23 protein-coding genes and 1 riboswitch are annotated in these 26,422 nt (G+C 62.7%); of the genes, 5 read left to right on the forward strand and 18 right to left on the reverse strand.

Translation table 11 applies throughout. From position 1 onward, the window contains the following. Window positions 1–51: 51 nt before the first annotated feature. The 7 genes from C5J24_RS24045 to C5J24_RS24075 all read right to left on the reverse strand — a co-directional run bounded on the left by C5J24_RS24045 (window position 52) and on the right by C5J24_RS24075 (window position 8,494). A complete protein-coding gene (locus C5J24_RS24045) occupies window positions 52–1,710 on the reverse strand; it encodes an ABC transporter ATP-binding protein (RefSeq protein ID WP_105421498.1) in 1,659 nt (552 codons plus the stop codon). Continuing rightward, entirely contained in the window at window positions 1,711–2,559 is an 849-nt protein-coding gene (locus C5J24_RS24050) for an ABC transporter permease (protein WP_105421691.1), read from the reverse strand. After that, window positions 2,556–3,548 (reverse strand): ABC transporter permease, encoded by a 993-nt coding sequence (locus C5J24_RS24055; RefSeq protein ID WP_371674798.1) that lies wholly within the window; start codon window positions 3,546–3,548, stop codon window positions 2,556–2,558. The genes C5J24_RS24050 and C5J24_RS24055 overlap by 4 nt, the downstream gene beginning before the upstream one ends. A 78-nt stretch (window positions 3,549–3,626) precedes the next feature. Next, window positions 3,627–5,237 (reverse strand): ABC transporter substrate-binding protein, encoded by a 1,611-nt coding sequence (locus C5J24_RS24060; protein ID WP_105421502.1) that lies wholly within the window; start codon window positions 5,235–5,237, stop codon window positions 3,627–3,629. Between the two features lie 78 nt (window positions 5,238–5,315). Further along, the gene (locus C5J24_RS24065) at window positions 5,316–6,032 is read right to left on the reverse strand and encodes an HAD-IA family hydrolase (protein WP_172724123.1); all 717 of its coding nucleotides are present in this window, start codon (window positions 6,030–6,032) and stop codon (window positions 5,316–5,318) included. 235 nt (window positions 6,033–6,267) lie between these two features. Then, window positions 6,268–7,644 (reverse strand): aspartate aminotransferase family protein, encoded by a 1,377-nt coding sequence (locus tag C5J24_RS24070; RefSeq protein ID WP_105421506.1) that lies wholly within the window; start codon window positions 7,642–7,644, stop codon window positions 6,268–6,270. Between the two features lie 13 nt (window positions 7,645–7,657). Next, the gene (locus C5J24_RS24075) at window positions 7,658–8,494 is read right to left on the reverse strand and encodes a GNAT family N-acetyltransferase (RefSeq protein WP_105421508.1); all 837 of its coding nucleotides are present in this window, start codon (window positions 8,492–8,494) and stop codon (window positions 7,658–7,660) included. Window positions 8,495–8,820: 326 nt separating this feature from the next. Here C5J24_RS24075 and C5J24_RS24080 point away from each other — a divergent pair, with 326 nt between their 5' ends. After that, window positions 8,821–9,489, forward strand: a complete 669-nt coding sequence (locus C5J24_RS24080) for a haloacid dehalogenase type II (RefSeq protein ID WP_105421692.1) — start codon at window positions 8,821–8,823, stop codon at window positions 9,487–9,489. A 15-nt stretch (window positions 9,490–9,504) separates the two neighbouring features. After that, window positions 9,505–10,779 (forward strand): FAD-binding oxidoreductase, encoded by a 1,275-nt coding sequence (locus C5J24_RS24085; RefSeq protein WP_105421510.1) that lies wholly within the window; start codon window positions 9,505–9,507, stop codon window positions 10,777–10,779. A gap of 90 nt (window positions 10,780–10,869) precedes the next feature. On the opposite strand, the gene C5J24_RS24090 is transcribed toward C5J24_RS24085, so the two are convergent. From C5J24_RS24090 to argE, 6 genes are all read right to left on the reverse strand, one after another. Beyond that, the gene (locus C5J24_RS24090; RefSeq protein WP_105421513.1) at window positions 10,870–12,327 is read right to left on the reverse strand and encodes an NAD-dependent succinate-semialdehyde dehydrogenase; all 1,458 of its coding nucleotides are present in this window, start codon (window positions 12,325–12,327) and stop codon (window positions 10,870–10,872) included. 23 nt (window positions 12,328–12,350) lie between these two features. Beyond that, entirely contained in the window at window positions 12,351–13,391 is a 1,041-nt protein-coding gene (locus C5J24_RS24095; protein ID WP_105421515.1) for a tartrate dehydrogenase, read from the reverse strand. A gap of 11 nt (window positions 13,392–13,402) precedes the next feature. After that, window positions 13,403–14,866, reverse strand: coding sequence for an aldehyde dehydrogenase (locus C5J24_RS24100; protein WP_105421517.1), 1,464 nt, complete (start codon window positions 14,864–14,866; stop codon window positions 13,403–13,405). Between the two features lie 160 nt (window positions 14,867–15,026). After that, a complete protein-coding gene (locus C5J24_RS24105; protein ID WP_105421519.1) occupies window positions 15,027–15,383 on the reverse strand; it encodes a cupin domain-containing protein in 357 nt (118 codons plus the stop codon). 24 nt (window positions 15,384–15,407) lie between these two features. Next, window positions 15,408–16,331 (reverse strand): glyoxylate/hydroxypyruvate reductase A, encoded by a 924-nt coding sequence (locus C5J24_RS24110; RefSeq protein ID WP_105421693.1) that lies wholly within the window; start codon window positions 16,329–16,331, stop codon window positions 15,408–15,410. A gap of 19 nt (window positions 16,332–16,350) precedes the next feature. After that, the gene (gene argE, locus C5J24_RS24115) at window positions 16,351–17,484 is read right to left on the reverse strand and encodes an acetylornithine deacetylase (protein ID WP_105421521.1); all 1,134 of its coding nucleotides are present in this window, start codon (window positions 17,482–17,484) and stop codon (window positions 16,351–16,353) included. 279 nt (window positions 17,485–17,763) lie between these two features. On the opposite strand from argE, the gene C5J24_RS24120 reads away from it, so the two are divergent. Both C5J24_RS24120 and C5J24_RS24125 read left to right on the forward strand, forming a co-directional pair. Further along, window positions 17,764–18,639, forward strand: a complete 876-nt coding sequence (locus C5J24_RS24120) for a GNAT family N-acetyltransferase (protein WP_371674801.1) — start codon at window positions 17,764–17,766, stop codon at window positions 18,637–18,639. A gap of 203 nt (window positions 18,640–18,842) precedes the next feature. After that, entirely contained in the window at window positions 18,843–19,397 is a 555-nt protein-coding gene (locus tag C5J24_RS24125; RefSeq protein WP_105401734.1) for a DUF3299 domain-containing protein, read from the forward strand. 77 nt (window positions 19,398–19,474) lie between these two features. Here C5J24_RS24125 and C5J24_RS24130 read toward each other — a convergent pair whose 3' ends face one another. The 5 genes from C5J24_RS24130 to aztD all read right to left on the reverse strand — a co-directional run bounded on the left by C5J24_RS24130 (window position 19,475) and on the right by aztD (window position 25,087). Then, window positions 19,475–20,239, reverse strand: a complete 765-nt coding sequence (locus tag C5J24_RS24130) for an ABC transporter permease (protein ID WP_105421525.1) — start codon at window positions 20,237–20,239, stop codon at window positions 19,475–19,477. Further along, window positions 20,239–21,153 carry an ABC transporter permease gene (locus C5J24_RS24135; protein ID WP_245446783.1) on the reverse strand — a complete coding sequence of 305 codons (915 nt, stop codon included), beginning with the start codon at window positions 21,151–21,153 and terminating at the stop codon, window positions 20,239–20,241. The genes C5J24_RS24130 and C5J24_RS24135 overlap by 1 nt, the downstream gene beginning before the upstream one ends. A gap of 8 nt (window positions 21,154–21,161) precedes the next feature. Beyond that, complete coding sequence (locus C5J24_RS24140; protein WP_105421527.1) at window positions 21,162–22,658, reverse strand: ABC transporter substrate-binding protein; 1,497 nt, start codon at window positions 22,656–22,658, stop codon at window positions 21,162–21,164. After that, window positions 22,655–23,464: a (2Fe-2S) ferredoxin domain-containing protein gene (locus C5J24_RS24145; protein WP_245446767.1), complete on the reverse strand. Its 810-nt coding sequence runs from the start codon at window positions 23,462–23,464 to the stop codon at window positions 22,655–22,657. Before C5J24_RS24145 ends, C5J24_RS24140 begins: the two co-directional genes overlap by 4 nt. A gap of 96 nt (window positions 23,465–23,560) precedes the next feature. After that, window positions 23,561–23,755, reverse strand: a riboswitch (cobalamin riboswitch). Between the two features lie 93 nt (window positions 23,756–23,848). Next, on the reverse strand, window positions 23,849–25,087 hold the full coding sequence (gene aztD, locus C5J24_RS24150; RefSeq protein WP_105421529.1) for a zinc metallochaperone AztD: 1,239 nt from the start codon (window positions 25,085–25,087) through the stop codon (window positions 23,849–23,851). 344 nt (window positions 25,088–25,431) lie between these two features. On the opposite strand from aztD, the gene C5J24_RS24155 reads away from it, so the two are divergent. Continuing rightward, the gene (locus C5J24_RS24155) at window positions 25,432–26,415 is read left to right on the forward strand and encodes a substrate-binding domain-containing protein (RefSeq protein ID WP_105421531.1); all 984 of its coding nucleotides are present in this window, start codon (window positions 25,432–25,434) and stop codon (window positions 26,413–26,415) included. Window positions 26,416–26,422 lie beyond the last annotated feature (7 nt).

The raw sequence follows: 26,422 nt of genomic DNA on the forward strand, positions 1-26,422 counted from the left end.
GCGTACGGTCCAAGCCGAATTGTCTACGGACGTGAGACGGCAATTGCCGCCTCAGCCGTGCACATAGGTTTTGACGAGTTCCGGATCACGCTCCAGGCGATCGAGCCAGCTCGGATCGAGCTTCGGCACGGACGAGAACAGCAGTTTCGAATAGGGGTGCTGCGGGACCTTCGAGATCGCAGGCGTGATTTCCTCGACCTTGCGGCCGTTATACATCACGACGATCTCGTCGCAGATCGCTTCGACAACCGACAGATCGTGGCTGATGAAGATGTAAGAGAGGGAAAGCTCCCGCTGCATTTCCTTCAGGAGATCGATGACCGCCGCCGCAACGACGGTGTCGAGGGCAGAGGTGATCTCGTCGCAGACGATCAGTTTCGGCTCGGCGGCGAGCGCCCGGGCAAAATTGACGCGCTGTTTCTGACCGCCTGAAAGCTCGGCGGGGGTTCGGCTGCGAAGCGTTTTCGGCAGGCGGACCATGTCGAGAAGCTCGTCGATCCGGGCATCCCGGACCTTGCCTTTCATGCCGTGGTAGAATTTCAGCGGCCGCCCGAGAATTTCCTCGATCGTTTTCGCCGGATTGAGCGAGGTGTCCGCATGCTGGAAGACGATCTGCAACTCGCGCAACTGCTCCCGGCTTCTCTGCCGGGCGGAGCGGGCAAGTTCGTGCCCGTCGAGGATCAGTTGACCGGCTGATGCGGGCAGGATACCGGCAATCGAGCGAGCAAGCGTGGACTTGCCGCAGCCGGATTCGCCGATGATGCCGAGATTGCGGCCTCGTTCGAGGGAAAGGCTTGCCTCCTGCACGGCCTTGACGAGCGGCAGACCGTCGGCTTGGACCGGGCCGTATCCGGCAATCAGGCCATTGACCTTCAGGAGCGGCGCGTGTTCCGGCGCTGCAACAACGACGCTTTCGCCGCGAGACTTCGGTTCAAAGGCCGACAGCAGCTCGCGCGTATAGGGATGCTTGGCATCGGACAGGATATCGGCAGTGCTGCCGACTTCCTGCACATCGCCGCCACGCAGCACGACGATGCGATCGGCAATCTGTGCGACGACCGCCAGATCGTGGGACACATAGACGCCGGCAATGCCGCTTTTCTTCATCACCGCCTTGAAGGCCCGCAACACCTCGATCTGGGTGGTCACGTCGAGCGCGGTGGTCGGCTCGTCGAAGATGACGAGCTTCGGATCGGCGATAAGGGCCATCGCGGCGGCAAGCCGCTGCAACTGGCCACCGGAAACCTGGTGCGGATAACGGTTGCCGATCTCCTCGGGATTGGGCAGCGAAAGCGCCCTGAACAGGGAAATCGCCTTCTCCCTAGCCTGTGCCAGCGGCATCAGCCGATGAATGCGCGTCACTTCGACGACCTGATCGATGATGCGCTTCGACGGGTTGAACGCGGCTGCGGCGGACTGCGGCACATAGGAGACCTCGAGGCCGCGCACACGTGCGCGCTGACGCTCGCTCAGCGTCACCATGTCCTTGCCGGCCACTGTGACGCTGCCGCTCGAGATCCGACAGCCGGGACGGGCATAGCCCATGATCGTCAGCGCGATCGTCGTCTTTCCCGATCCGCTTTCTCCGATCAGGGCGACGATTTCGCCCGGCGCGACATCGAGATCGATGCCCTTGATAATCTCGATGCGGCGGCCCGCATCGGTCGTTGCCTCTACCCTCAGATCGCGAATTTCAACGAGATTTTCCATTCACGTGCTCCGATCGCGTATCTTCTTGGGCAAATTGTCGATCAGCAGGTTGACGCTGATGGTGAGGCTCGCAATTGCCAGCGACGGGACGATGACGGCGGGCGCCCCGAATGGCAGGCCGCCGATATTCTCGTGAACCAGTGCTCCCCAATCCGCATAGGGCGGCTGGACGCCGAGACCGAGGAAGGAAAGCCCGGAGAGAAGGAGGACGACGAACACGAAGCGGATGCCGAAATCGGCAAGCAGCGGCCCGGTGATGTTCGGCAGGATTTCCGAAAAGACGACATAAGGGATGCCCTCGCCACGGGTCCGGGCAACCGTGATGTAATCCATCGTATTGACGTTTACGGCAAGCGACCGGGCAAACCGATAGGCGCCGGGTGTGTAGATCACGGCCAGCATGAGGATCAGAACGGGGAGCGACGACCCGACTGCGGCAGCAACGACCAGACCCGAAAGCTTGCTCGGAATTGAGTTGAGGGCATCGAGCAGGCGGCTCAGCAGCGTATCGAACCAGCCACCGATAACGGCGGCTGCCATGCCGAGCGCCGCACCGCTGAAACACGCGAGGCAGACGGCGGCAAGCGAGATGCCGACCGTATAGCGGGCGCCCATGATGATGCGCGATAACATGTCCCGGCCCAGGTAGTCGGAGCCGAGAAGCAGTTTGCTGCTGATTGGGCCGAAATAGTCTTCGTCGATGATCTCGCCAACGGGATAGGGGGTGATGTGGGGCGCGAGAAGGGCGATCACCGCCCAGAAGAGAATGATCGCAAAGCCGATCATTCCAACCCAGCTGAAACGATAGCTCACTCTGCGGGGCAGCGTCGTGGAAGTCGTCATGGTCAGCGCACCCTCGGATTGGCCAGGATTGCAACAATGTCGGCGAACGTGATGAGTGCGAGGTAGCCGACGCAGAAAATGATGGCGCAGGATTGAATGAGCGGGAGATCCCGGGTGGAAACGCCGTCGACCATCAGCTTTGCGACGCCCGGGTAGTTGAAGATCGTCTCGACGATGATGACGCCGCCGACCAGGTAGGAGAGCGCGAGCGCAATCGCATTGGCGATCGGGCCGACCGCGTTCGGCAGTGCGTGCAGCAGGACGGCGCGCCGGCGTGACGCGCCCTTGAGGATCGCGGCCTCCACATAGGGCGTGTTGATCGTATCGATGACGGCGGCGCGGGTCATGCGGATCATCTGGGCCGAGACGACGAAGGTGAGCGTGACGACCGGCATGGCGTAGATCCTCAGCACCTGCCAGAAGGACGTGACGTCGCTGGCGAAAGAAAGCGCCGGCAGCCATTTGAGATAGACGGAGAACAGGAGCACGGCCGAGGTCGCGATCATGAACTCGGGTACCGAGATGATGCCGATCGTCAGGATTGTCACGATACGGTCGTAGACCGAGCCGCGAAACATGGCGGCGGTGATGCCAAGCGTCAGCGACAGGGGAACCGCAAAAAGCGTGACGATGCCGGCAAGGCGCATCGTGTTGACGAACCGCGCCCCGATCAGCTCTGCCACCGGCACGTTGTTGACATAGGATATCCCCAGGTCTCCCTGCAACAGGCCGATGAGCCATCGCCCGAAGCGGAGGAGGGCAGGTTCGTCGAGATGCATCGCGGCCCTGAGACCGGCAACGGCTTCCGGCGTCGCGGCCTGACCGAGCAGGATCGTGGCGGTATCGCCCGGCAGCATTGCCGTTGCGAAAAAGACCGCAAAGGACACGATCAGCAGCGTCAGCGCCGAACTGCCGAGCCGGTTCGTGATGAGTCCAAGGACATAGGTGCGCAATGGGGTTTCCTTGCCTGAAAAGTTCGAGATAGCCGGCACCATCCGTGGACGGACCAGGACAGCGCTATCAGGCGCAACCACGGCGGCAGAAGACAGCGCTCCTGCCGCCAGGGATCAGCCTCAGGCGTCGAGCCAGACGTATTCGGCAAAGGCGTAACCCATCATGCCGCCGAGCGGGTTGGCTTCAAGCCCCTTCAATTTCGACGAGATCGCATCCACGTTCGAAATGTAGACCGGGATGACCGTACCGGCTTCCTCGGAAATCATCACCTGCATCTGGCCGTAGATTTCCTTGCGCTTGGCCTCGTCGAGAAGACCGCGCGCCTCGACGAGCATATTATCGAATTTCTCCGACTTGTACTGGCTTTCATTCCACGGTGCGTTGGAGGCGTAGAGAAGCGAAAACAGGATGTCCGGCGTCGGCCGCGGGTTGATATTGCCGAAGTGAACCGGTGCCTTCAGCCAGTAATTCGACCAGTAGCCGTCGGAAGGAACGCGCTGAACGTCGAACTTCATGCCGATCTCCGAGCCCGACTGCTGGACGATCGTCGCCATTTCAACCGCCGAGGTCGCCGCTTCCGACGTGATCATCGGGATGGACTGGCCGAGCAGGCCGGCCTTCTGGAAATGGAACTTCGCCTTGTCCGGATCGTAGGCTTTCGGTTTGAGGTCGGCATTATGATAGACGCTGGCCGGCGAGACCGGCTGGTCGTTTGCGATCTCGGCAAGGCCGCGCAAAACGGATTTCTGAATCTGCTGCCGGTTGATCAGATACTTCATGCCGGCGGCGAAATCGGCCTTGTTGCCGGGGGCGAGATCGAGACGGATGTTGAGGTCGGTATAGTTGCCCGACGTGGTCTGCGACAGCACGAAGCCGGGCTGGCTTTCCACCAGCTTCATCGTGCGCGGCTTGATCGATGCCGCGAGGTGGATATCTCCCGAAAGCAGGGCGTTGACGCGTGCGTTGTCGTCGCTGATGGCGAAGAACTCGAACGAATCCACGTTGGGACCGCCAGCCTTGAAGTAGTTGGGGTTCTTGGTGAAGATCGATTTGACGCCCGGCTGGAAGGTCTCCATCTTGAACGCGCCGGTACCGATGCCCTTCGAAAAGTCGGTCGTCCCGTCCTGCACGATCATGAAATGGTGCTGCGACAGGATGGTCGGCAAGTCGGCATTCGGGCTGGCCAGGGTAATCTCGACCGTCAGCGAGTCGAGATCCTTGACGTCGGTGATCTGTTTGGCGATCGCGTTGACCTTGGAGCCGACGGCAGGATCGAGATGCCGCTTCAGCGAAAAGACCACGTCTTTCGACGACAGCGACTTGCCGTCGTGGAAGGTGACGCCGGAGCGAAGCTTGACGGTCCAGACCTTGGCGTCTCCGCTCTTGATGCTTTCGGCGAGTTCCATCTGAACGGTGCCGCCCTTGTCAAGGAAGGTCAGGCGGTTGTAGATTGCGCAACAGCGGACGTAGTCGGTCGACAGCGACGCCTTGGCCGGGTCGAGTGTATCGGCGGTCGACGACGACCAGCCGGCCGCCTTCAAATGCCCGCCCGACTTCGGGGTGGCAGCCACCGCGCTGGAAGCGCGGCCGAGGATCAGGCCACCTGCGGAAAGCGCAACGCCACCTGCCAGCATCATCGTCAGCAGTTCGCGGCGGCTTGCGCCCCGGCGGATGGCGTTCTCGATCATGGCGTCGTCGGACGTCGTCCAGTTCGTGATCTTGTCGTTCATGTCATTCCCCTTTTCGCTGGTTGGCGGGCAACCCATCTTCCGTGGTTTTGGCCCGATGCTTGAAAATCGTGAATTCTGTCAGTTGTCGTGCGCGGTCCTCACAGCCTCGGCCAATCCGGCCATGGACGTGAAATGATAGTCGGGTTCGGTGAACCGCGACGGCTCGATCGTGCCGCCATAGCCAGGCTGCGCATGTCGACGCTGGATCCAGCAATTGGTCATGCCGAGATCGCGGGAAACGCCAATGTCGTGATACTGGCTCTGGGCGACATGCAGGACGTCGCTCTTGTCGCCCCCATCCTTTGCAACGAAGTCGAACACCTTGTGGAAGAAGGCCGGATCGGGCTTTTCCGTACCGGTGTCGTCGGCGGTGAAGGCGGCATAAAATGGATTGCCGAGCGCCATCGCGAAATAGTCGAAAGCCCAGCGGCGCGCATTGGTCATGGCGATCAGGCGATAACGCCGGCCAAGCTCTGCCATCGCCGCGGCACTGTCGGGGAAAGCCTTCCAGATCTTGGCGGAATCGCGCAGGCGAATGCCATAGGCCTCCTCGGCCGGCAGCCCGAGCTTCGGCGCAATCGCAAGATAGACGCGCACCAGGTCGTCGGGGAAAAGATCGGCGTCTCCGGAATACCGGGCGGCGCGATACAGGGAAAGCGCCTCTTCGCTGTCGATGGCGACATCGGCTTCGGCGGCGATGCCCTGCAGGCAGGACGTCAGACCGCCCTCGAAATCGATGAGCGTGCCGACCACGTCGAAGGTCATGTACTTGAATTCCGGAAGAGCTTTCGTCAATTCCATATCCCCAGTTGATGCTGCTGGCGGAGCGCCGTCTGCGAAAGAATATGCTGTTCCCAACCTGGACCTTTTTCTAGCAAAAATCCCGGATTTTAGGGGCGTCAAGGCCCTCGTTAGCGACAATAGTGACAGTTCGGGGGAACGGTTTTCGCCGAATCGGTAGGGCCGCTCGGCACAAAATTTCGAAAACGGGCTGCCGACGATATTTCCGCCGGCAGCACCGAGGCTCAGGTCAACCCTTCACCGCGCGGCGGACATCGGGATCTTCCAGGGTCTGATCCAGGGTCTTTGCGGTACGTTCGATAATCGCGTCGATATCCGCCTCCGTGCAGCAGAGCGGCGGGGCATATCCAATGACGCCGTTCGCAAAGGCCCGGATCACCAGTCCATTGTCCCAGGCGCGATCGAACACCCGGCGGGCCGGCGCGGCTTCGGCCGGAAGCGGTGTCTTGGCGGCCTTGTCGGTCACCAGCTCGATGGCCGCCAGCATGCCGCGACCCCGGACATCGCCGACCAGCGGGTGGGACTTGAGGCTTTCGAGACCTGCCATGAGCCGCGCGCCGGCCTTGATGCCGTTTTCGAGCAGCCCGCCTTCGTAGAGCCTCAGCACTTCCAGACCCACGGCGGCGCTGACAGGGTGGGCCGAATAGGTGTAACCGTGCCCGACCGCCGAGGCACCGGCGCCATCGGCGATCACCTGGTAGACATGATCCGCCATGAGCACGGCGCCCATCGGAACATAACCCGAGGTCAGGCCCTTGGCCGTCGTCATGAAATCCGGGACGATGTCATCCTCGCTGCAGGCAAACAGCGGTCCGGTGCGGCCGAAGCCGGTAATCACCTCGTCGGCGACGAACAGGATACCGTATTCCTTGCAGAGGTTGCGGATCGCCTTCATCCAGCCCTTGGGCGGAACGATGACGCCGCCGGAACCCTGGATCGGCTCTGCATAAAAGGCCGCCACGCGATCGGCGCCGACCGCCTCGATTTTCGCTTTCAGGGCAGCAAGCGAGGCTTCGATGATCGATTTCGCGTCCTCGCCGACCGGGTTGCGATAGGGGTAAGGCGAGGGGATCTTGTGCTGCCAGTCGAAGGGAATGCCAAAGCCCGCATGGAAGTTCGGCAGCGCCGTCAGGCCGGCGCCGACCGTGGAGGAGCCGTGGTAACCCTGCTCGATCGAGATGAACTGATCGCGCTGTGGCTGACCCTTGGCAATCCAGTAATAACGGATGAAGCGGATCGTGCTGTCGACGGCGTCCGAGCCGCCAAGCGTGAAGTAGACATGGTCGAGATCGCCCGGCGCACGGTCGGCAAGCTCGGCGGCAAGCCGGATGGCCGGCTCGGAACCGAGGCCGAAATAGGCGGTCGCGTAGGGAAGCTCCCGCATCTGACGGGCCGCAGCCTCGACGATCGACTCATGCCCGTAACCGGCGTTTACGCACCAGAGGCCGGCAAAGCCGTCGATCAGCTGGTGCCCTTGCGCGTCGGTGACGGTCGCGCCCTTGCCTGAGGCGAGCACCCGCACGCCCTGTTTTTCATGGCCGCGATAGGACGCGACAGGATGGACGAGATGGGCGCGATCGAGTTCGATGAGCGAATTGCTGAGCATGGTCGTCTCCGGATCAGCCGAGGGCTTGGTTGGCCAGGGCAAAGGTGGTGAATGTCGAGGTGGCGGGACGGGCCACGATCGGGCGTGCCATTGCAATGCCGCCGCCCGCATGGGTGAGCGAATGCTCGGCCAGCCAGGCGGCGAGGCCGGCATCGCCGGTATCGACCCTGAGGAAGGCACCGGACCGGCGGCTCATGAAATGGCTGACGAGCGCCTTGGCATCCTCGAGATCCGTCGCGACGACGGGTCCGACGACCTCGCCGCGACCGAACGCCCTGATGCAGGCAAAGCCTGCGATCTTGCCATTGCGGCGGATCAAGGCGAACGCGCCGATTTCGGTAAATTTTGCGATCAGCGCCGAGCGGGAGGCGCCAAAGGCGTCGCGATCGATGGCGGTAATCTCGGAGAGATCGGCAGCCGTGGCGGTCTCGGTGTCGGTGGGCGCCGACACCTCGCCGACGGTGCCCTGATGCTGGAAAACGGCGCCAGTCTTTCGGAAACCCAGCTTTTCGTAAAGCGGCAGGCCGTCGGAGGTGGCGATCAGCCGAAGCGGGCGCTCGCCACCAAGTCTAAGGACTGCGTCCATCAGGCGGCGTCCGACGCCACGGCCACGCATGTTGGCTCCGACGATCACCATGTTGATGGTGGCGCAGTCATCGCCGTAGGGGGTCATCAATGCCGTGCCGACTACCTGGCCGGTCTCGTCCAACGCGACCACGCCCTGGCTCAGATGCAGGGCGACCTGCCAGTCCTGCAGGCGGTGCGGCCAGCCGGCTTCGCGCGAAAGGTGGGTGGCGCGATCCAGGTGCTCGATGCCGAAAGGTATGGTTTCGATGTCTCCGACTTGCATCGACAATGCTCTCCATTTTGAGCTTCGAGTTTCGAGGGGAAGGGGCCGGACGATTATCCGAAGGCGGGGCCGGCGGCGGTATCTTTCGCCAAACCGGCGGCATGGGACCGCATCTTATGCCGCGCGTCCGCAATCAGGGTCGAAAAAAGCCTGGTCGTTGGCCGCCGCGCCGGCCACGATCTGCAACCAAATGCCAAACCGGCGCCACGATACGAAACTTTCTGCTTCGGATTGGGGGAAATCAGTCGGCTCGGCTGCCATAAGCGGCCTTATGATCATGTCGTCAACCGAAAGGCTCGATGGGCCATCACGCAAGGACCAAGCGCATGACGACGTTCCGCCCGAAATACATCACCTTCGACTGCTACGGCACGCTGACCAACTTCCAGATGGCCGAAGCTGCGCGTGACCTCTATGGTGATCGTCTCGACGAGCCGCGCATGGTGAAGTTCATCAAGAATTTCGCAGCCTACCGGTTGGACGAGATCCTGGGCGACTGGAAACCCTATGCGGACGTCGTCCATAACTCGCTGGAGCGCAGCTGCAAGGCGAACGGCGTCGCCTTCAAGGATGAAGACGCCAGGATGGTCTACGAGCGCGTGCCGACATGGGGTCCCCATGCGGATGTGCCCGCCGGTCTTGCCAAGGTCGCCAAAGAAATCCCGCTCGTCATCCTCTCGAACGCGATGAACGACCAGATCCACTCAAACGTCGCAAAGCTCGGCGCGCCGTTCCACGCCGTCTATACGGCGGAACAGGCAAACGCCTACAAGCCGCGCTTTCAGGCCTTCGAATACATGTTCGATATGCTCGGCTGCGGCCCGGAGGACATTCTTCATTGCTCCTCGTCCTTCCGTTACGACCTGATGTCGGCGCATGACCTCGGCATCAAGAACAAGGTCTGGGTCAACCGGGGTCACGAGCCGGCCAACCCCTTCTATGGCTATGTGGAAATCTCCGACATTTCCGGCCTGCCGGGCGTGGTCGGTCTCTAAGGAGGGCCGAAGCCGATGCAATATGTCTCCTACTGGCATGATACGGCGCCCCGATTTACGGGCGCCGTCGACGGGCCGATCGAAGGTCACTACGACGTTGCCGTGGTCGGCGGCGGCTTTACCGGGCTCGGTGCGGCGCGGCAGCTCGCCATGGCCGGCGCGAAGGTTATCGTGCTGGAGGCGGAGACGGTCGGCTTCGGAGCGTCCGGCCGTAACGGTGGCCACCTGAACAACGGCCTCGCCCACAGCTATCTCTCGGCCAAGCAGGAGCTCGGCAAGGAGCGGGCGATCGCGCTTTACAAGGCGCTCGACAGCTCGATCGACACGCTGGAAGCAATCATCGCCGAGGAAGGCCTCGACTGCAACTTCCGCCGCGCCGGCAAACTGAAGCTTGCTTCCAAGCCGCAGCATTTCGAAGGGCTTGCCCGGAATTTCGAGGCGGTTCACGCCGAGGTCGATGCGGATACGGCATTGCTGTCGCCCCAAGACCTCGCCCGAGAGATCGGTTCACCTTTCCACGGCGCCATGCTGTCGAAGAAAAGCGCCATGATGCATATGGGACGCTACGTCGTCGGCCTCGCTGAGGCGGCAAAAAGGCGCGGTGCCGTCATCGTCGAGAAGGCGACGGTCACCGATGTTTCGAAATCGGGCGGCCGACATGTGCTGAAGACTGCCAAAGGCTCGGTCACGGCCGACAATGTCCTGATGGCAAGCGGCGCCTACACGACACCGAATTTTGGTTATTTCCGCCGGCGGATCATGGCCGTCGGCAGTTTCATCATCGCCACGCGGCCGCTTTCGGAGCAGGAAGTCGCCTCGACGATGCCGGGCAACCGCACCTGCGTCAATAGCATGAATATCGGCAACTACTGGCGTCTGTCGCCGGACAACCGGCTGATCTTTGGCGGCCGCGCTCGATTTTCGGCGACCTCCGACCAGCGTTCGGATGCCAGAAGCGGCGCAATCCTTCGCGACAGCCTGACCCGCATCTTTCCGCAGCTATCCCATGTGGAGATCGACTATTGCTGGGGCGGTCTGGTGGACATCACCAAGGATCGTTACCCGCGGGCGGGCTTCCATGACGGGTTATGGTACGCGATGGGTTATTCCGGCCATGGTGCGCAGCTTGCAACCCATCTCGGCATGACGGTCGCCGATGCAATCCTCGGCCGGCCTGACAGAAACCCGGTCAAGGGGCTGGACTGGCCGGCAGTCCCGGGTCATTTCGGCAAGCCGTGGTTCCTGCCGCTGGTCGGGCTTTATTACAAGATGCTCGACAAGGTCCAGTAACGGAACTCTTGCCATGCTGAGAACAAAAAAGGTGGGGTTGCGACCGCAACCCCACCTTTTTTGGATAAGCTTCCGGGTGCGGAAACGGGCTCAGTTGAGCCCGCCGATATGGAAGGCCTTCACTTCCAGATATTCCTCGATCCCGAACTGCGAACCCTCGCGCCCCAGGCCCGACTGCTTGACGCCGCCGAACGGGGCGACCTCGGTCGAAATCAGGCCGGTATTCAGCCCGACCATCCCGAATTCCAGTGCCTCGCCGACACGCCAAGCCCGCTTCAGGCTTTCCGTATAGAAATAGGCGGCAAGTCCGAAGGGCGTGCCGTTGGCAATGGCGAGCGCTTCCTCCTCGGTCTCGAAACGGAAGAGTGGCGCGACCGGGCCGAACGTCTCTTCGCCGGCAAGCTGCATGTCGGTGGTCGCTCCGGTCAGCACGATCGGAGCCGTGTATTGGCCACCCGCCGGCAGACCGGCCTTGGCCGTGACGATCGTCGCGCCTTTGGCGAGCGCATCCTCGATATGGCGGTTGATCTTGGCGATTGCGGCATCGTTGATCATCGGGCCGATCGAAACGCCCGGCTCGGTTCCGGGGCCGACCTTCATGGCATTCACCCGGGCGGTGAGCTTCTCGGCGAAACGATCGTAGATGCCCGCCTGTACGAGAATGCGGTTGGCGCAGACGCAGGTCTGGCCGCCATTGCGGAATTTCGAAATAATCGCCCCTTCGATGGCAAGGTCGATATCCGCATCATCAAAGACGATGAAGGGAGCGTTGCCGCCCAGTTCGAGCGACAGCCGCTTGATGCTGTCGGCCGCGCCGCGCATCAGCAGCGAACCGACCGGCGTGGAGCCGGTAAACGAGATTTTCCGCACGGTGGTGTTGGCCATGATCTCGTTGCCGATTTCCTTCGGCATGCCGGTGACGATGTTGACGACGCCTGCCGGAATGCCGGCCATTTCCGCGAGAACCCCGAGCGCAAGTGCCGAATAAGGGGTGAATTCGGAAGGTTTCACCACGACGGTACAGCCGGCGGCGAGCGCCGGCGCGATCTTGCGGGTGATCATCGCGTTCGGAAAATTCCAGGGCGTGATGATGCCGCAGACGCCGACCGGCTCCTTCAAGACGATGATACGGCGGTCCGGCGTCGGCGAGGGAATGGTGTGGCCGCCGATGCGGCGTGCCTCTTCCGCAAACCACTTGACGAAGGAGGCGCCGTAACGAATTTCACCGCGCGCCTCGTCGAGCGGTTTACCCTGTTCGGTGGTCAGCATCAGCGCCAGATCTTCGAGATGTTCGATCATCAGGCCGTACCAGGTTTCAAGCAAGGCGGCGCGCTCTGCGTGGGTACGCTTCTTCCAGGCCGGATAGGCCTTCTCGGCAGCCTCGATCGCCGCGCGTGTCTCGTCGCCTCCCATGTCGGGAACGGTGCCGATTACCTCTTGGCTCGCCGGATCGAAAACATCGACGGTCTTGCCGGACCGGGCGCCGACCCAGGTGCCGCCGATCAAACCTTCTTGCCGAAACAGGGAGGGGAGCTTCAAATTCCGCATATGTCCAATCCTCGATACGATGTTTAAAGTGCGGCGAGCAGCGCCGCAGTGATGGTGTCCGTCCGGTCCTTGCCGGGAACCGTGCCGATGCCGCTGGCCGTGACCGTTTCGATCGCCGTCATGACGGCGTTCGCCGTATCCTTTTCACCCAGATGATCGAGCATCATTGCGCCGGACCAGACCGTGGCGATCGGGTTGGCGATCCCGAGATGGGCGATGTCGGGCGCCGAGCCATGCACCGGTTCGAACATCGAGGGCGCATTGCGCTCCGGGTTTATATTGGCCGAGGCGGCAAAACCGAGGCCGCCCTGAATGGCCGCACCGAGATCGGTCAGGATATCGCCGAACAGATTGGAAGCGACCACGACGTCGAGCGTTTCCGGGGCCATCACCATGCGCGCCGCCATGGCGTCGATGTGATAGCTGGTAACCTCGACGTCAGGATATTCCGCCGAAAGCTGCCGGGTGACGTCGTCCCAAAACACCATCGAATATTTCTGGGCGTTCGACTTGGTCACCGAGGCCAGCTTGCCGCGCCGCGACCGGGCCTGTTCGAAGGCAAAGCGCAGGATGCGCTCAACGCCCTTGCGGGTAAAGATCGACGTCTCGACGGCAACTTCGTCGGCCGTGCCCTGATGGATACGGCCGCCTGCGCCGGAATATTCGCCCTCGGTGTTCTCGCGGATGCAAAGAATGTCGAAGGCGGTCGCCTTCAGCGGTCCTTCGACGCCGGCCAGCAGGCGGTGGGGGCGGATGTTGGCGTATTGCACGAAACTCTTGCGGATCGGCAGCAGCAGGCCATGCAGCGACACGGAATCCGGCACTTCTGCCGGCCAGCCGACGGCACCGAGCAGGATGGCGTCGAAGCTGCGCAACGTTTCGATCCCGTCGGCCGGCATCATTGCGCCGGTTTCCTTGTAGAAGGCGCAGGACCAGGGAAATTCGGTAGCCTCAAACGCAAAGCCATGCGCTTTGGCGGCCTTCTGCAGCACCGACCATGCGGCCGCTGTCATGTCGCGGCCGATGCCGTCGCCAGGGATCAGGGCAATCCGGTATGATTTCATGTTCTTCGTCCTCAAAGACTGATCAAGACGCTCTTGCTCTTGCGATTGGCGTGGAAGGCTTCCCGGCCTAGATCCTTGCCGATGCCGGACTGCTTGTAGCCGCCGGTCGGCAGGATATGGTCGCGCGAGCGGCCGTAGCGATTGACCCAGATGGTGCCGGCCTGCAGCCGGCGGGTAAGGCGGATCGCCCGCGAAAGGTCGCTGGTAAACAGGCCGGCGGCAAGCCCGTAGCTCGGATGATCGGCAAGCATCATGGCTTCTTCCTCATCCTCGAACGTCTGCAGCGTCAGAACGGGCCCAAAAATCTCCTCGATCACCGCTGGCGACGTCTGGTCGACGCCGGTGACCAGGGTCGGAGAGTAGAAATATCCGGGAGCGTCCATGGGGCGCCCGCCCGTCAGGCATTCCGCCCCGGCTGCGACGGAGGCCGCGATGATGTCGTCGATGCGCCGGCGCTGCCTGTCGGAGATGATCGGCGAATACTGGCTCGCCGCGTCCCAGGTCGGGCCGGGCACGATCCCCTGCATTTTCTTCAAGATTGCCTCGATCAGCGGCGCGGCAACGATTTTTTCGACGATCAGGCGCGATCCGGCGACACATGCCTGACCGGCATTGCTGGTGATGCTGGCGGTCACCGCGGCCGCGGCCCGGTCGATATCGGCATCGGCGAAAACCAGCTGCGGGCTCTTGCCGCCAAGTTCCAGCGTCATCGGCTTGATGCCGGTGCGGGCGATGTTTTCCATGATCGCCGAGCCGGCGCGGGTCGAGCCTGTAAAGCTTACTTTGGCGATATCGGGATGGCCGGTGATGGCGTTGCCGGTGGTCATGCCGTCGCCGAGCACGATGTTGATCAACCCGGCCGGGATGCCGGCGCGCACGGCGAGTTCCGCCAGGCGGATGGTCGAAAACGGCGTCATCTCGGACGGCTTCAGCACGACGGCATTGCCGGCGGCAAGTGCCGGACCGAGTTTCCATACGGCCATGTTGATCGGGAAGTTCCAGGGCGTGATGGCGCCGACGACGCCATAGGGTTCCGTCATGATCATGCCGAGATTGCCGTCGTCGGTCGGCACCAGGTCGCTGCCTTCCTTGTCGGCGAATTCGGCGAAGAAGCGGATCTGTTCGGCCGAGACGGCGATGTCGCCCTCGACCAGGTGGCCGACCGGGCGGGTGGAGGAGACGGCCTCCAGCCTTGCAAGCGCCACGGCGTCCTGTTCGATGAGATCGGCCCAGCGATGCAGCACCTTCACACGCTCGCGCGGGCGGATGCCGCCCCAATTGCTTTGCTTCAGCGCCGCCTTCGCCGTCTGCACCGCCTGGTCGACGAGATCCGCATCGGCGACGGGGCACTCTGCATAAGCCTTGCCGTCGGACGGCCGGTGCATTGCAATGACGCCTTCGGCCGCCACGAGGCGATCGCCGATGAAATGTCCCATCGGCAGGGCCAGGCTGTCGGGATCGAAACTCAGGCTCATCGGCTTATCTCCGGTCACTGGACGGCAATATTACCGGATCGGTGGAGCGGCTTGATCCGGTAGAGCGAAGGGCCGCAGCGGAAAAATCCGTTTTGGCGGTCAATCACGGCGTATTCTGCGGAGCGGCCCGCAAGCGGTTGCCGCGCTGCGGCCGCACCTATCAAGGGGTGACGGTGACGTAGATCTTGCGGACGGTCTCGATGGTCTTCCAGACGCCGACGAAACCCGGCTTCATGACGAAACTGTCGCCTGCCTTGTAGACAACGGGCTGGCCGCCTTCGGGGGTGAGTTCGACGACGCCGGACAGGATGTGGCAGAATTCGAAGGTCTGGCCCTTGATCGAATGTGTGACGCCGGGCGTCGCTTCCCAGACGCCGGTATGCACCAGTTCGCCATGGGCTGTGTCCTGCGCCCAGGTCTTGAACTGCGGATCGCCCGAGATCAGCCGGTCCGGTGCGGGAGCGTTTTCGCGCGGTGCAAAGGACGGGTGAGGCTCGATGGTCTTGAGAAGCGACATGGTATTCCTTTCGAGGTTGAAGATTCAGTAACCGCGCTGCCGATCGATCAAGCCGGCCGGGTCGAGCCCGGCGCGAAGCCGCTTGATATTGTCGATGACGGCGCGCGCGGCGGTATGGGGCTGGGTGATGCTGGCAATATGCGGGGTCAGCAGGATGCGTGGGTGACGCCAGATAGGATGGCCGGGCGGCAGGGGTTCCGGGTCGGTGACGTCGATCACGGCGCCGGATAGGTGCCCGCTGTCGAGGGCAGCGAGAAGCGCGTCCTGGTCGAGCTGGGGGCCACGTCCGACATGAACCAGTCCAGCGCCCGCCGGCAACCTGGCGAAAAGCTCCGCGTCGAGAAAACCGCGGGTCTCGTCGGTCAGCGGCAGGAGGCAGATCAGCACATCGGTCTCGGCAACCATGGTCTTCAGATCGTCCTCGCCTGAGAAACACCTGACACCTTCAATCGCGCGCGCGGACCTACTCCAGCCGGACAAGGGAAAACCGAAGGGTTTCAGGCGCTCAAGCACGGCCTGGCCGAGATTGCCAAGCCCCAGGACGCCGATACGGCGCTCTTCCGCCTGAGCCTGCGGCAGGACCTTCCAGACCTCCGCCTGCTGCTGTGCCAGATAGGCGGCCAGGTTGCGGTGGAGCGAAAGGACGCCGAGGACCACATATTCCTGCATCATCCGCACGATGCCTTCTTCGACCATGCGCACGATCTTCACGTCGTCAGGCACACTGGCGGTGCGGAACTGGTCGATACCGGCGCCGGTCGAAAACAGCACTTCGAGATTGCGGTAGCGCGCCAGGTTTTCCGGCACTGTCCAGGTCATGAGGTAACGTACCCGCTCGGGGTCCACCGTCGCCGGATCCATGGAGAACGGCAGGTCGGGGAGTTCCCGGGCAAAGGCATCCTGGAAAATCCGGCCGCGGGCCACATCGGAATTGAAGAGGAATGTCATGGTCGGGATACGTTCCTGCTCATTGGAGTTCTGCGCGGCAATGCCGACCAAGCGCTTCAATCATGGCCTGGCAGTCGTCGAGTTCGCTCGCCAGAATGAATTCATTGGGTTTATGGGCGCGGGCGATGTCGCCAGGCCCGCAGATGATCCCATCGATGCCGGCGCGCTGGTAGAGACCTGCCTCCGTGCCGTAGCTGACAGCCGCCAGCGGCTCGGCGCCCGTCAGATCTTGCAAAAGACCGGCGAGGGGAGAGGTTGGCGCCAGCAGCAGCGCCGGATAGGCGCTGAGAACCTGCCAGTCGACATCGAAGCCCTTCATCGCCAAGGCTTCGGTAACCGCCCGCACCGGGGCAAGCAGCGCTTCGGGATCGACCGAAGAGATGGCACGGGCTTCCAGTTCAAGACTGCAGATTTCGGGTATGATGTTGACCGCCTGACCGCCACGGATCGTGCCGATCGATAGAGAGGAGTAGGGTGGCTCGAATTCTGCCTCGAACGGTCCGCGGGAAAGACCGACGGCCGCGGCAACCGCAGCCTGCTGCACGTCCGTCATGGCGTGGATCGCGTTGAGGCCGAGATCAGGCCGGGAAGAGTGGCCCGAACGACCCTTGAGCGTCACCCGGGCTGCCGCCTTTCCCTTGTGGGCCATAATGGCGCGCATTCCGCTCGGCTCCCCGATGATCGCACCCAGCGGAGGGGCACACAGGTCCCGCAACCGTGCGAGAAGATGCGGCACGCCCCGGCAGCCGGCTTCCTCGTCGTAGGAGAAGGCCAGGTGGACCGGGCGGGAAAGCGGACTTGCGAGGAGCGCGGGCACGGCTGCCAGAGCGGTCGACAAAAACCCCTTCATATCGCTTGTTCCGCGTCCGTAGAGCCGGCCTTTCTCGTTCCTCAACGAAAAGGGATCGCTGTCCCAACCGGCCTCGGCGGCCGGGACCACGTCCATATGGCCGGACAGAATGTAGCCCGGGTGGTCGGCAGGACCGATCGTGGCAAAAAGATTGGCCCGGTCACCTTCAGGCCCCGGCAGGATATGCGCGGCGATCCCGAAGGATTTGAGATAGTCCGCAATCCATTCGACGATATTGCCGTTGGGCGTGCCAACGACCGAGGGAAAGCCGACAAGCTTTTCCAGGATGTCCAAAGCGCGCATCGACTGTTCCCGCCTCTAAAAAGCCATGACCTCGTGGCCGCCACACCTTGCTTTTGCAGAGCATGCGAACCAATCCTGGCAGGCAAGGTTAGAGGCAGAAGAAACCAATGGCTGCCGAAAGTGGACGCGATACGGTGAAATCTTGTGTTCGGTTTCGCTTCAGCAGTGAAATGTTTCGCGGGACCTCGACTAACGTGACTGCCGGGATATCCGAGCGGTTCGCCCCAGGGGATATACGATCTCGGCTGGATAATGATGGATAGCGAATTACCAGGAACCTTGAACGTCGATAATTTCGAGATGCGCTTTGCGGATATCTCGAGTGTCGAAATCTCCAAGCTGCAGGCTTTGTCGATCTCGGTGGGCTGGCCCCACAGGGCAGCCGACTGGCAGCATCTGCTCGACATCGGGAAAGGATATGTCGCGCTTGACGAGATCGGCCGCGTGGGAGCCTCGGGCATGTGGTTTCCCCATGGCGACGGCTTCGCCACGTTCGGAATGCTGATTACCTCCCCGAGGCTGCAGACCAACGGCGCGGCCAGGTGGCTGATGAATCGGATCATGACGGACAGCGGCCGCAACCGCATTCGTCTCAACTCGACGCGGGAAGCCCAGCGGCTTTATGCTTCGTTGGGATTGAAGCCGACGCAAACGGTTTATCAGTATCAGGGCACAGCGATCGCGCCGATGGCGCTTCCGTCTCTGGAGAAGGGGCTTGTTTTGAGGCGGCTGGACCGCGGCGATCTCGACACGGTGATCGCCTTCGATGCTCCTGCCTTCGGTGCTGATCGAAGCCTGCATCTCCTGCGATTGTTCGAGAGTTCGATCTGCTACGGTCTTTACCAAAGAGAGCGGATGCGCGCCTTTTCGATGCGCCGGCGCTTTGGGCGAGGGCATGTGGTCGGGCCGGTGGTCGCCGGCAACGACGAGGACGCCATCACGGTGACCCACCCGCATATTGCGGCCCATGCCGACGGGTTCCTGCGCGTAGATACACATTTCGATAGCGGCCCATTTGCCGCGCTCATCCAGCAGTCCGGGCTCAGCATCTGTGCCACCCTGACGACGATGGTGACCGAAGAGGTAGCCGGCTACGGCGCCGGACAAAATGGCAGCCCGAGGGTTTATGCCCTGGCTTCGCATTCCCTCGGATGAGCCTTCGTCTGTGGCGGCTCCCCCTGAAGTAGCGGTATGGAAATTCGAACCTGTCCACTCCAATGACCGTGGCCAGAGTTCGAGCGAAGGGCGAGAAGCAACCTCTTCCATCCTGGCTTTGACCTCAGTCGAGAAATAGAGCTAACATCCGGACAGCGGCGGCGGCCTGTCGGCTGGGGAACGCCCTGTGAACGGAGATGCAGATGAGGCGCGCGCTTTTCCTCCTGAAATTCACGACGATGATGATCGGCACGGTTTGCCCGGCATCCGGCGTCTTTGCAGGCGCTCAGCCGGTTCTTTGGAGCGCCCTGCGGCCTGCGGATCAATCGAGGTTGGATGCTGCCCTCCCGGGCATGGCGTCCAGCCGGCCCCAAGGAGAAACGCTTGCCTGGCGTGACGAAGCCCGGACTGTGGAGCTGACCGGGTTCATCCTGCCGGTCGACCAGGACGGCGAGAACGTCTACGAGTTCATGCTGGTCCCCTGGGCGGGAGCCTGCAGCCACAGCGCGGCGCCGCCGCCGAACCAGCTGGTGCATGTGGTCGCTGCCGAGCCGTTCCATCTTTCGCGAGTTTATGAAGTCGTCACCGTGACGGGAAATCTGCGGCCCGGTTTGGACAAGGCCCAGCTCTTCATCATGGACGGGGTCCGCGTCCTCGACTACGGCTACAGCATGAGTCAGGCCCAGGTGGCGAAGGCGACCGGCTTCGTGGACCCGGACCTGAAGACCATTTCGCCATTGGGGGTTCTTGCGCGATAAGAGAACCGCCACCGCCAACGGCGGCAGGGTTCTCCATTCTCCCGAATGGATGTGAAAGCCGGGGCCTTCGACCAGCGTCACGCTCGATCGTTATCAAAGAACCCGTTGAGCAAGACGGTGACCAGGGCGATCGCGGCGCCTGGCCAGATCATCAGCATTGGGTGGTCGAAAATGAACATGCGGTATTCAAACAGCATCGATCCCCAATCCGGCTTCGACGGATCGGCCCCGAGACCGATGAAGGCGAGCGAGGCATAGGCGACCGCCGCAAGTCCCGCCTGGTTGCCGACATAGGCGTACATCAGGGGCAGGGTGTTGGGCAGTAGATGCCGGGCGATCATCCGCAAGGGTGCAACGCCCAGGCTCCTCGCTGCCAGGATGAACGGCTGGCCAAGCACCCGCTGGCTCAGCGAATGCGCAAGCAGCGCATGCGGACCGATGCCGGCCAGACCCAGCGCCAGTCCGGCGCTGAGCGGCGAAAGGCCAAAAGTCGCCGCTGCCGTCAGTGCGACGATGAGCGTCGGCACCATGACGAAGAACTCGCAGAAGCGCAGGATCACCGTTTCGCGCCAGCCGCCAAGGACGGCGGCGGCGGTGCCCAGCAGGGTGCCAAACAAAAAACCGATGGCACCGACCGAGAGGACGACGCAGGCCGTCCGCCATCCGCCGGCCATGATGCGCGATAGAAGATCGCGACCGACATGATCGGTACCGAGCAGGTGGCTGGCGGTCATGCCGGAATGACGGGCAAGCATGTCCACCGCATCGGGGTCATGTGGCTGCCAAAAACCGCCGACGCAGAGAAAACCGGCGAGCGCCGCGAGCATGATCAGCCGGGGCATCAGGCGAGACGCGGATCGAGAAGGCGCATGGCGAGATTGGCGCCGGCATTCATCACAAGCATCCAGATGGCGATGACCATGACATAGGCCTGCAGCACCATCTGGTCGCGCGCCGCGATGCTCTGCACCAGGAACTGGCTGATGCCGGCAAGGCCGAAGAGGATTTCCATGGTCGCGGTGCTGCCGATCACCCAGCCGGCTTCGGAACGGACTGCCGACAGGAGGGCATAGAGAGCGCTGCGGTGGCCATGCCGCCAGAGAGCCTGCTTTTCCGACAGGCCCTTGGCAAGTGCCGTGCGGAAATGCGGCTGTTCGGCGGTCTCCTTCAGGTCGCGCCGATAAACTCGGGCGAGAACGGCAACCGAATGCAGCGCGATCAGCAGGACCGGCAGGACGATCGCGGTCCAATCATTGACGAAGGGTCTGAGCCAGCGCAGCTGCACGCCGAGCACCCAGAGAAGAACAAGGCCAAGCCAGAAGGCCGGCACCGCCTGAACGAAGACCGACAGAGCCCGGCTCATCCGATCGGCAGTGCCCCCGGGATAGGCCGCTGAGAAGAACCCGAGCGGGATTGCCAGCCCGATCGCCAGTGCCAGGCCGGCGAGGCCGAGCGTCAACGAGACCGGCAACCGCTCGGCGAACTCGGCAAGTACGGGCTCTCCGGTCCGGAAGGAGCGGCCCCAGTCGCCGCCGAGGAAATCCGCCAGCCAATGCAGATACCTGACCGGCAGCGGCTGATCGAGCCCCCACTCCGCCCTCAATGCGGCGACGGTTTCCTCCGTCGCCGGCAGGCTCCAGACGCGAATGGCGATCGCGACCGGATCGGCCGGCATCAAGGTGATGACCGAGAAAGAGGCGAGCGAAACCGCCAGCAGCCCCGCTATCGATTGTATGCCGAACCGGGCCAGTCGCATCACGTGGCCTACTCCGCCTCGCCGATATCGGCGCGCAGGACGTGGTAGTCGGATCCCCACGGCTCGTAGTTCTTCAGCCGCTTCGACAGGCCGACATACCACACGGGCGATACCAGGAAGGAGGCGGGCGCATCGGCGAAGAGTTTCTGCTGGGCATCCAGCGCGATCGCCACCCGCTTTGCCGGATCGCCCTCGGTCGCAAATCGGTCGAGGATCGCGTCGAAGTCCTGCGAGGCGTATTTCGCATAGTTCAGCGAAGCGCCGCTTCTCAGCATCGAGTTCAGGAAAAAGGCGGCGTCGCCGCTCGGGGCCGTGTGCTGCGCCCAGAGCGCGATGTCGAAGTCGCCGCCCGAAGCGACCTGCTGGATGTTCTCCACCACCTGCGTATCGACCGCGATGCCGATCTTGGCGAGTTCCGCCTTGACCACCGGCAGCATGGTGACGAGATCCGGGCGCTGCGGATAGGTGATGACCAGCAGACGCAGCGGTGTGCCGCCCTTTTCGCGCATGCCGCCGCTGCCTCTCGCCCAGCCGGCTTCGTCGAGCAGCGCGCCAGCCCTGGCAAGATCGGTCGGGCGGGCCTCCTGGCCGGCAAAGGGGAAATAGGCGGCGTAGGCACCGGTGGCCGGTTCGCCGCCGTTGATGGCGGCTGCAAGCTCCTTGCGGTCGAAGGCCAGATCGATCGCCCGGCGCACCTTGACGTCAGCCAGCAGCGGCCGGGCGGTATTGAAGAAAGCAAGATACTGGTACCCGACCGGGAACGACTTGATCGTCAGGTCTGGGTTGGTCTTGAGCCGGCTCACGACCTCCGACGGCAAGCCGAAGGCCATGTCGAGTTCGCCTGCTTCCAGCGCCAGCGTCAGGGTCTGGGCATCACCGAACTTGCGGAAATTGACCGGCGAACGCCGGTCGGCGCCAGCGAAATGCACGTTGGGCTCCAGCGTGATCGAGGCATCCGTCTTGAAGGCGGAGATCCGGTAAGGACCGCTGAAGACGGCATTGCCGGCCTCGGTTGGTTTGTAGGCAATCAGCGGCCATTCGGCGAAGAGTGCCTGAATGAACGGCACCGGCTTTTCGGTCGTCACCTTCAGCGTCAGGTCGTCGCCCGCCTCGAAGGTCAGCTTGCCGCCGGTCGCGAGCGCCGCCTTGTTGTTGGCGAGCGTGGCATCGAAACCGGCTGCCAGTGCCTTGGCGGTGACGGGCGTGCCATCGGAGAACAGGCGGCCGGGTTTCAGGGTCACGGTCCAGATCAGGTCCCCGATGCGCTCCGCCTTCTCGGCCAGCTCCGGCACGAGCTTGCCGTCCCGATCGACGGTGAAGAGGTTCTCGCCGACGCCATGGCTGACCAGCGCCCAGCCGTTCGAGCCCTTGGCGGGGTCCGTGCCGCTGGTGATGTAGGTGGCACCGACGCGAAGCGGCTCGCCTGCGAAGACAGTGCCTGCGGCGGCCAAGGTGGTGGCGGTGAACCAGGCGGCGGCTAGGCGCGATAGCGTCTGCGACGTCAATTCTCTCTCCTCTTGTTCTGTTCGGATGGGATACGAAGCCGCTGCTTGCGGCCCGTTGGGTGATAGGCGAAGTTCTCGACGATCCGGCCGCCAAGCAGGTGCTCGCCGACGATCCGGTCGATCGCATCTTCGGTGACGCCGCCGTAATAGGTGCCTTCCGGAAACACCTGCAGCACGGGCGCCAGACTGCAGGGACCGAGACAGGTGGATTTTGCGGTCATCGTGCCGTCGCCGGCAGCGCGCAATTTCTGCCGCTCCTGTTGGTTGCGCAGATGTCCCCAGATCAAATCGGCTCCGGCCGCGTTGCAGGGGCCGCCCTGGCAGACGAGTGCGCGGCGTTTCTGGGCTGGCACGAGTGAACCTTCGATGACGGGTGGGTTTTCGGTTTTCGGGACATCCAGCTCCTCGGCCGTCTCCAGCAGTTCGCCGAGAAGCTGCGCCATCAGCGTGCTGGAGGCGATATCCTTGGCGACGGACAAGGCCGGCCAGGGGCGGCTGTCGGCGGCCTTCCAGCGCGTCAGCGATTTCGTTAGCCAGATATGGAAGCTCGGCTCCATGGGCAGGACGAGCGGCACGATGACGACGGTTTCGACATCCTCGTCGAGCAGATTGGACAGCGCTTCGCGCAGCGAGGGGGTTCCCTGTTCGGTAAAGGCGAACCGCACCGTTCCGGCCCCGGTCATGCCGGCCGCAAGTTTCGCGAGCCGCTGCATTTCCAGATGCGGCGATGCCGCAAAGGCGGATTTGGCGATCAGGAGGACGGCGCGCCCGGATACGTTCTGGGAAGATAATCCCTGTGTTTTCACTGCCTTCGTCTCACTCAAGGAGGCGGCAGCAAAAATGAAGGTTGCGGCAGGCACGATGGCCCGACGGAACCGTCATTCCTGTGGCACACCCCGACCACGGAACTTCTATCGTCAGGCAGGTCTCCTGGCTCGCGGGTCAAAGCCTTCATCGTCCGTCTTCCCGGCATTGACTGCCAGTGACATGTTGGACGAACGGCTCACCGCTCACAGTTGCGGGACAGCTCCGGTTTTTACCGGATTCCCTCTTAGCTTCCATCGCGGGATGGAAGAACCTTGACGCCGCCAACCTACACTCCCGCTGCCGACTGTCAACGGCGCCGCTTCATGCAGCATCACGCGGCTGGTCCGGAACTGCCGTAACAATTCCGGACCAAGGTTATTGCATCAATGCGATGCGCCGGAGCCGCCGACGGCAACGATCGTAAAGGGTTTTCCTTCGACGGGAATCGTCCGGACCTCCTTCAGGCTTTCCGCATCGACAACGCGAACCAGCGAGTGCCGCGGATCGGTAATGACGATATGGCCGTCCGCAACGGCAAGACGCGGCCGCGGATCACGCCAATGGCCGTCCTTGCTGTAGGGCTCGGTGACCTTGGCTTTGCGAACGATCTCGCCCTTGATCACGTCCAGCACATGAAGATCACCGTCCTCCGTCAGGATGTAGGCACTGCGCGGCGTTGCTGGGTCCAGCAGGAAGTCGACGCGGCGGGTGGGCAGGGCGATCAGTCGGAAGTGCTTCTCGGCGTCCGGATCGATCAGGACGATTTTGTCCTCGCCGTAGTTGCCGAGGAAAAACTGCATCGCCTTGCCACCAAGCAAGGTCCCGGTGCTGCCCTTTGGCAGATCCGCCGGGTAAGCGAGCATGTCCAGCTTCGGGCCATCAATGCCACCGGGCCGGGCAACGAGAACTCCTTCCTTGCAACCGAAGGCAACCAGCCGGGCCGAGGTGGCCTCGCCGTGAAGATCGGTGCATTTCGCGACGTCGCCGAACTGCTTGCCCGCCTGATCGACGACCCGAAGGCCGACCCTCGGCGGCAGTTCGTCGGGCTTGGTTTCGATTTCAGTGTTTGGGACCGACACGAGCACGAAACGACCCATCGTCACCGCTACGCCGTGATGCGGCTTCGTCGTGTCGACTGTCTTCACGTGAGCCCTGCCTTCGAGAAGAGCGGTTTCGTCGATGATATCCGCCTTGCCGCCTCGATCGTAAAAGAGGATCGCATGGTCGTCATGCGGAACGACGTGGAAAGGACGCTTGCCCTCGAAAGTCACGGGCAACAGCCCGACGTCGGAAACCTCCAGATCCCGATGCTCCCCGTGATCGGAGAAATCGATGCCAGTCCTGATGACGTGCACGATGTCATCATCCGACTGGGTAACGAATACGGTCTGGCCGGACGCGCTGGCGGTCAGTGCCGCGGGGCCCTTGACGTCATGGCGGCCGAGTTCTTTGCCGTTCTCGAAGTTGATGGCACGCACGACGGGGTTCGTGTGATCGCCGACAAACAGACGCCATGCCTCCTTCGTCTCATGATCTTCATCGGCAAACGCTCCGGACGCCGCGAAGATCAGGCCTGCCGCGACAGCGCCTAGCAGGCGGCTTGTAGTGAGGGACAAATTCATGAGGTTCCTTCCTTATTGTTTGAACTTTTGTAGCGCCGAGCGCTTATCCAGCACATGGCTATGTACGTAATATCGTTACATTCAATGTTGAGAGTGTAATAACATTACATAGGCGGCCGTTGTCAATCCCTGCGATGGCGACATTTGCCTCGTCCACGCTGGTAGGGCATGCAGCCTGCGGGTTTGACGCGGCAGGACAAATGGACCTCAAAGATTGCCTGGCGGCAGTCGGCCTTGCCGTTTGAGGAAAATCCGTCGTTGCTGACATAAAACTCTTACATATCGGGAGGAAATCTGCTGTCGGCAGGCCGTGGGGCCTGGCAAACGGCAGAGGACCTTCTCCGATGAAGACATTGCAACAGGTGGCGACACGAGCCGGATGTTCGCTGGCGACGGCGAGCCGGGCGCTCAGTCGCAACGGCAATGTCAGCGATCGCATGGCCCGCAGGGTCCGTCGCGCGGCGGCAGAGCTCGGATATCGGCCGATCAATTCGACGGCCGGCAGGCCCGGGCAACGGCCGGTCGTCGGCGTGCTGATCCCCAGCATCACCAATCCCGTCTTCGCCTCGTCGCTTTCCAGCATCCAGAACCGCATGCTGGTCGCCGGCCACGGCGTGCTGATCGCCCAGTCGAACTACGATCCTGCACGCGAGGCGGACGCAGTCGCCTCGCTTCTCAACGACCGGCCGACCGGGCTGATCCTGACCGTCTGCGATCCCGCCACAAGCGTCACCCTCACATCCTCGCTGCCGCCAACCGTGCTTCTCAACAACATGCCGACCTCGCTGTTTCCCGCCGCCGTGACCGTGGACAATCGGGGTGCCGGCCGCGAACTGACGCAGATGCTGATCGGTCTCGGCCATCGGCGTATCCTGTTCGTCTCCGGAAATTTCGCGGCCTCTGACCGCGCGCGTCGCCGGCATGAGGGTTATCGCGATGCGATGAACAGGAATGGCGTCGAACCCTTGGGAGCGGTCGAGATTTCCTTCCTCAGCGGCTACGATCAGCTCGATCTCAGCGTGGCGCTCGCGACCGTGTCGCCGACGGCGATCATCGCCTCCAACGATCTTCTGGCACTTGGCGTCATCAGCGCGCTGCGGCGCGAAGGACTTTCCGTACCCCGTGACATTTCCGTGGCCGGTTTCGACGGGATCGCCATTGGACGGCTGATGGACCCGCCGCTGACGACTGTGGAGATGCCGGATGCGAGCATGGGGGCGGCGGCGGCCTCGCTGTTGCTGGACATGGCCGAGAATGCGGCACCCCCCCGGCATCTCGACGTTGGCTATATGCTGCGCCGGGGCGGCACGGTGCGGGCAATCCGCTAGCGCTTCG

The sequence above is a fragment of the Neorhizobium sp. T25_27 genome (assembly GCF_002968565.1).
Taxonomy (GTDB): domain Bacteria; phylum Pseudomonadota; class Alphaproteobacteria; order Rhizobiales; family Rhizobiaceae; genus Neorhizobium; species Neorhizobium tomejilense.

Excerpts from the sequence above, each read along its gene's own strand:
- C5J24_RS24045 (WP_105421498.1), bottom strand. The coding sequence starts at position 1,710 with ATGGAAAATCTCGTTGAAATTCGCGATCTGAGGGTAGAGGCAACGACC.
- C5J24_RS24055 (WP_371674798.1), bottom strand. The coding sequence starts at position 3,548 with ATGGTGCCGGCTATCTCGAACTTTTCAGGCAAGGAAACCCCATTGCGC.
- C5J24_RS24060 (WP_105421502.1), bottom strand. The coding sequence starts at position 5,237 with ATGAACGACAAGATCACGAACTGGACGACGTCCGACGACGCCATGATC.
- C5J24_RS24070 (WP_105421506.1), bottom strand. The coding sequence starts at position 7,644 with ATGCTCAGCAATTCGCTCATCGAACTCGATCGCGCCCATCTCGTCCAT.
- C5J24_RS24075 (WP_105421508.1), bottom strand. The coding sequence starts at position 8,494 with ATGCAAGTCGGAGACATCGAAACCATACCTTTCGGCATCGAGCACCTG.
- C5J24_RS24080 (WP_105421692.1), top strand. The coding sequence starts at position 8,821 with ATGACGACGTTCCGCCCGAAATACATCACCTTCGACTGCTACGGCACG.
- C5J24_RS24085 (WP_105421510.1), top strand. The coding sequence starts at position 9,505 with ATGCAATATGTCTCCTACTGGCATGATACGGCGCCCCGATTTACGGGC.
- C5J24_RS24090 (WP_105421513.1), bottom strand. The coding sequence starts at position 12,327 with ATGCGGAATTTGAAGCTCCCCTCCCTGTTTCGGCAAGAAGGTTTGATC.
- C5J24_RS24095 (WP_105421515.1), bottom strand. The coding sequence starts at position 13,391 with ATGAAATCATACCGGATTGCCCTGATCCCTGGCGACGGCATCGGCCGC.
- C5J24_RS24100 (WP_105421517.1), bottom strand. The coding sequence starts at position 14,866 with ATGAGCCTGAGTTTCGATCCCGACAGCCTGGCCCTGCCGATGGGACAT.
- C5J24_RS24105 (WP_105421519.1), bottom strand. The coding sequence starts at position 15,383 with ATGTCGCTTCTCAAGACCATCGAGCCTCACCCGTCCTTTGCACCGCGC.
- C5J24_RS24110 (WP_105421693.1), bottom strand. The coding sequence starts at position 16,331 with ATGACATTCCTCTTCAATTCCGATGTGGCCCGCGGCCGGATTTTCCAG.
- argE (WP_105421521.1), bottom strand. The coding sequence starts at position 17,484 with ATGCGCGCTTTGGACATCCTGGAAAAGCTTGTCGGCTTTCCCTCGGTC.
- C5J24_RS24125 (WP_105401734.1), top strand. The coding sequence starts at position 18,843 with ATGAGGCGCGCGCTTTTCCTCCTGAAATTCACGACGATGATGATCGGC.
- C5J24_RS24130 (WP_105421525.1), bottom strand. The coding sequence starts at position 20,239 with ATGCCCCGGCTGATCATGCTCGCGGCGCTCGCCGGTTTTCTCTGCGTC.
- C5J24_RS24135 (WP_245446783.1), bottom strand. The coding sequence starts at position 21,153 with ATGCGACTGGCCCGGTTCGGCATACAATCGATAGCGGGGCTGCTGGCG.
- aztD (WP_105421529.1), bottom strand. The coding sequence starts at position 25,087 with ATGAATTTGTCCCTCACTACAAGCCGCCTGCTAGGCGCTGTCGCGGCA.
- C5J24_RS24155 (WP_105421531.1), top strand. The coding sequence starts at position 25,432 with ATGAAGACATTGCAACAGGTGGCGACACGAGCCGGATGTTCGCTGGCG.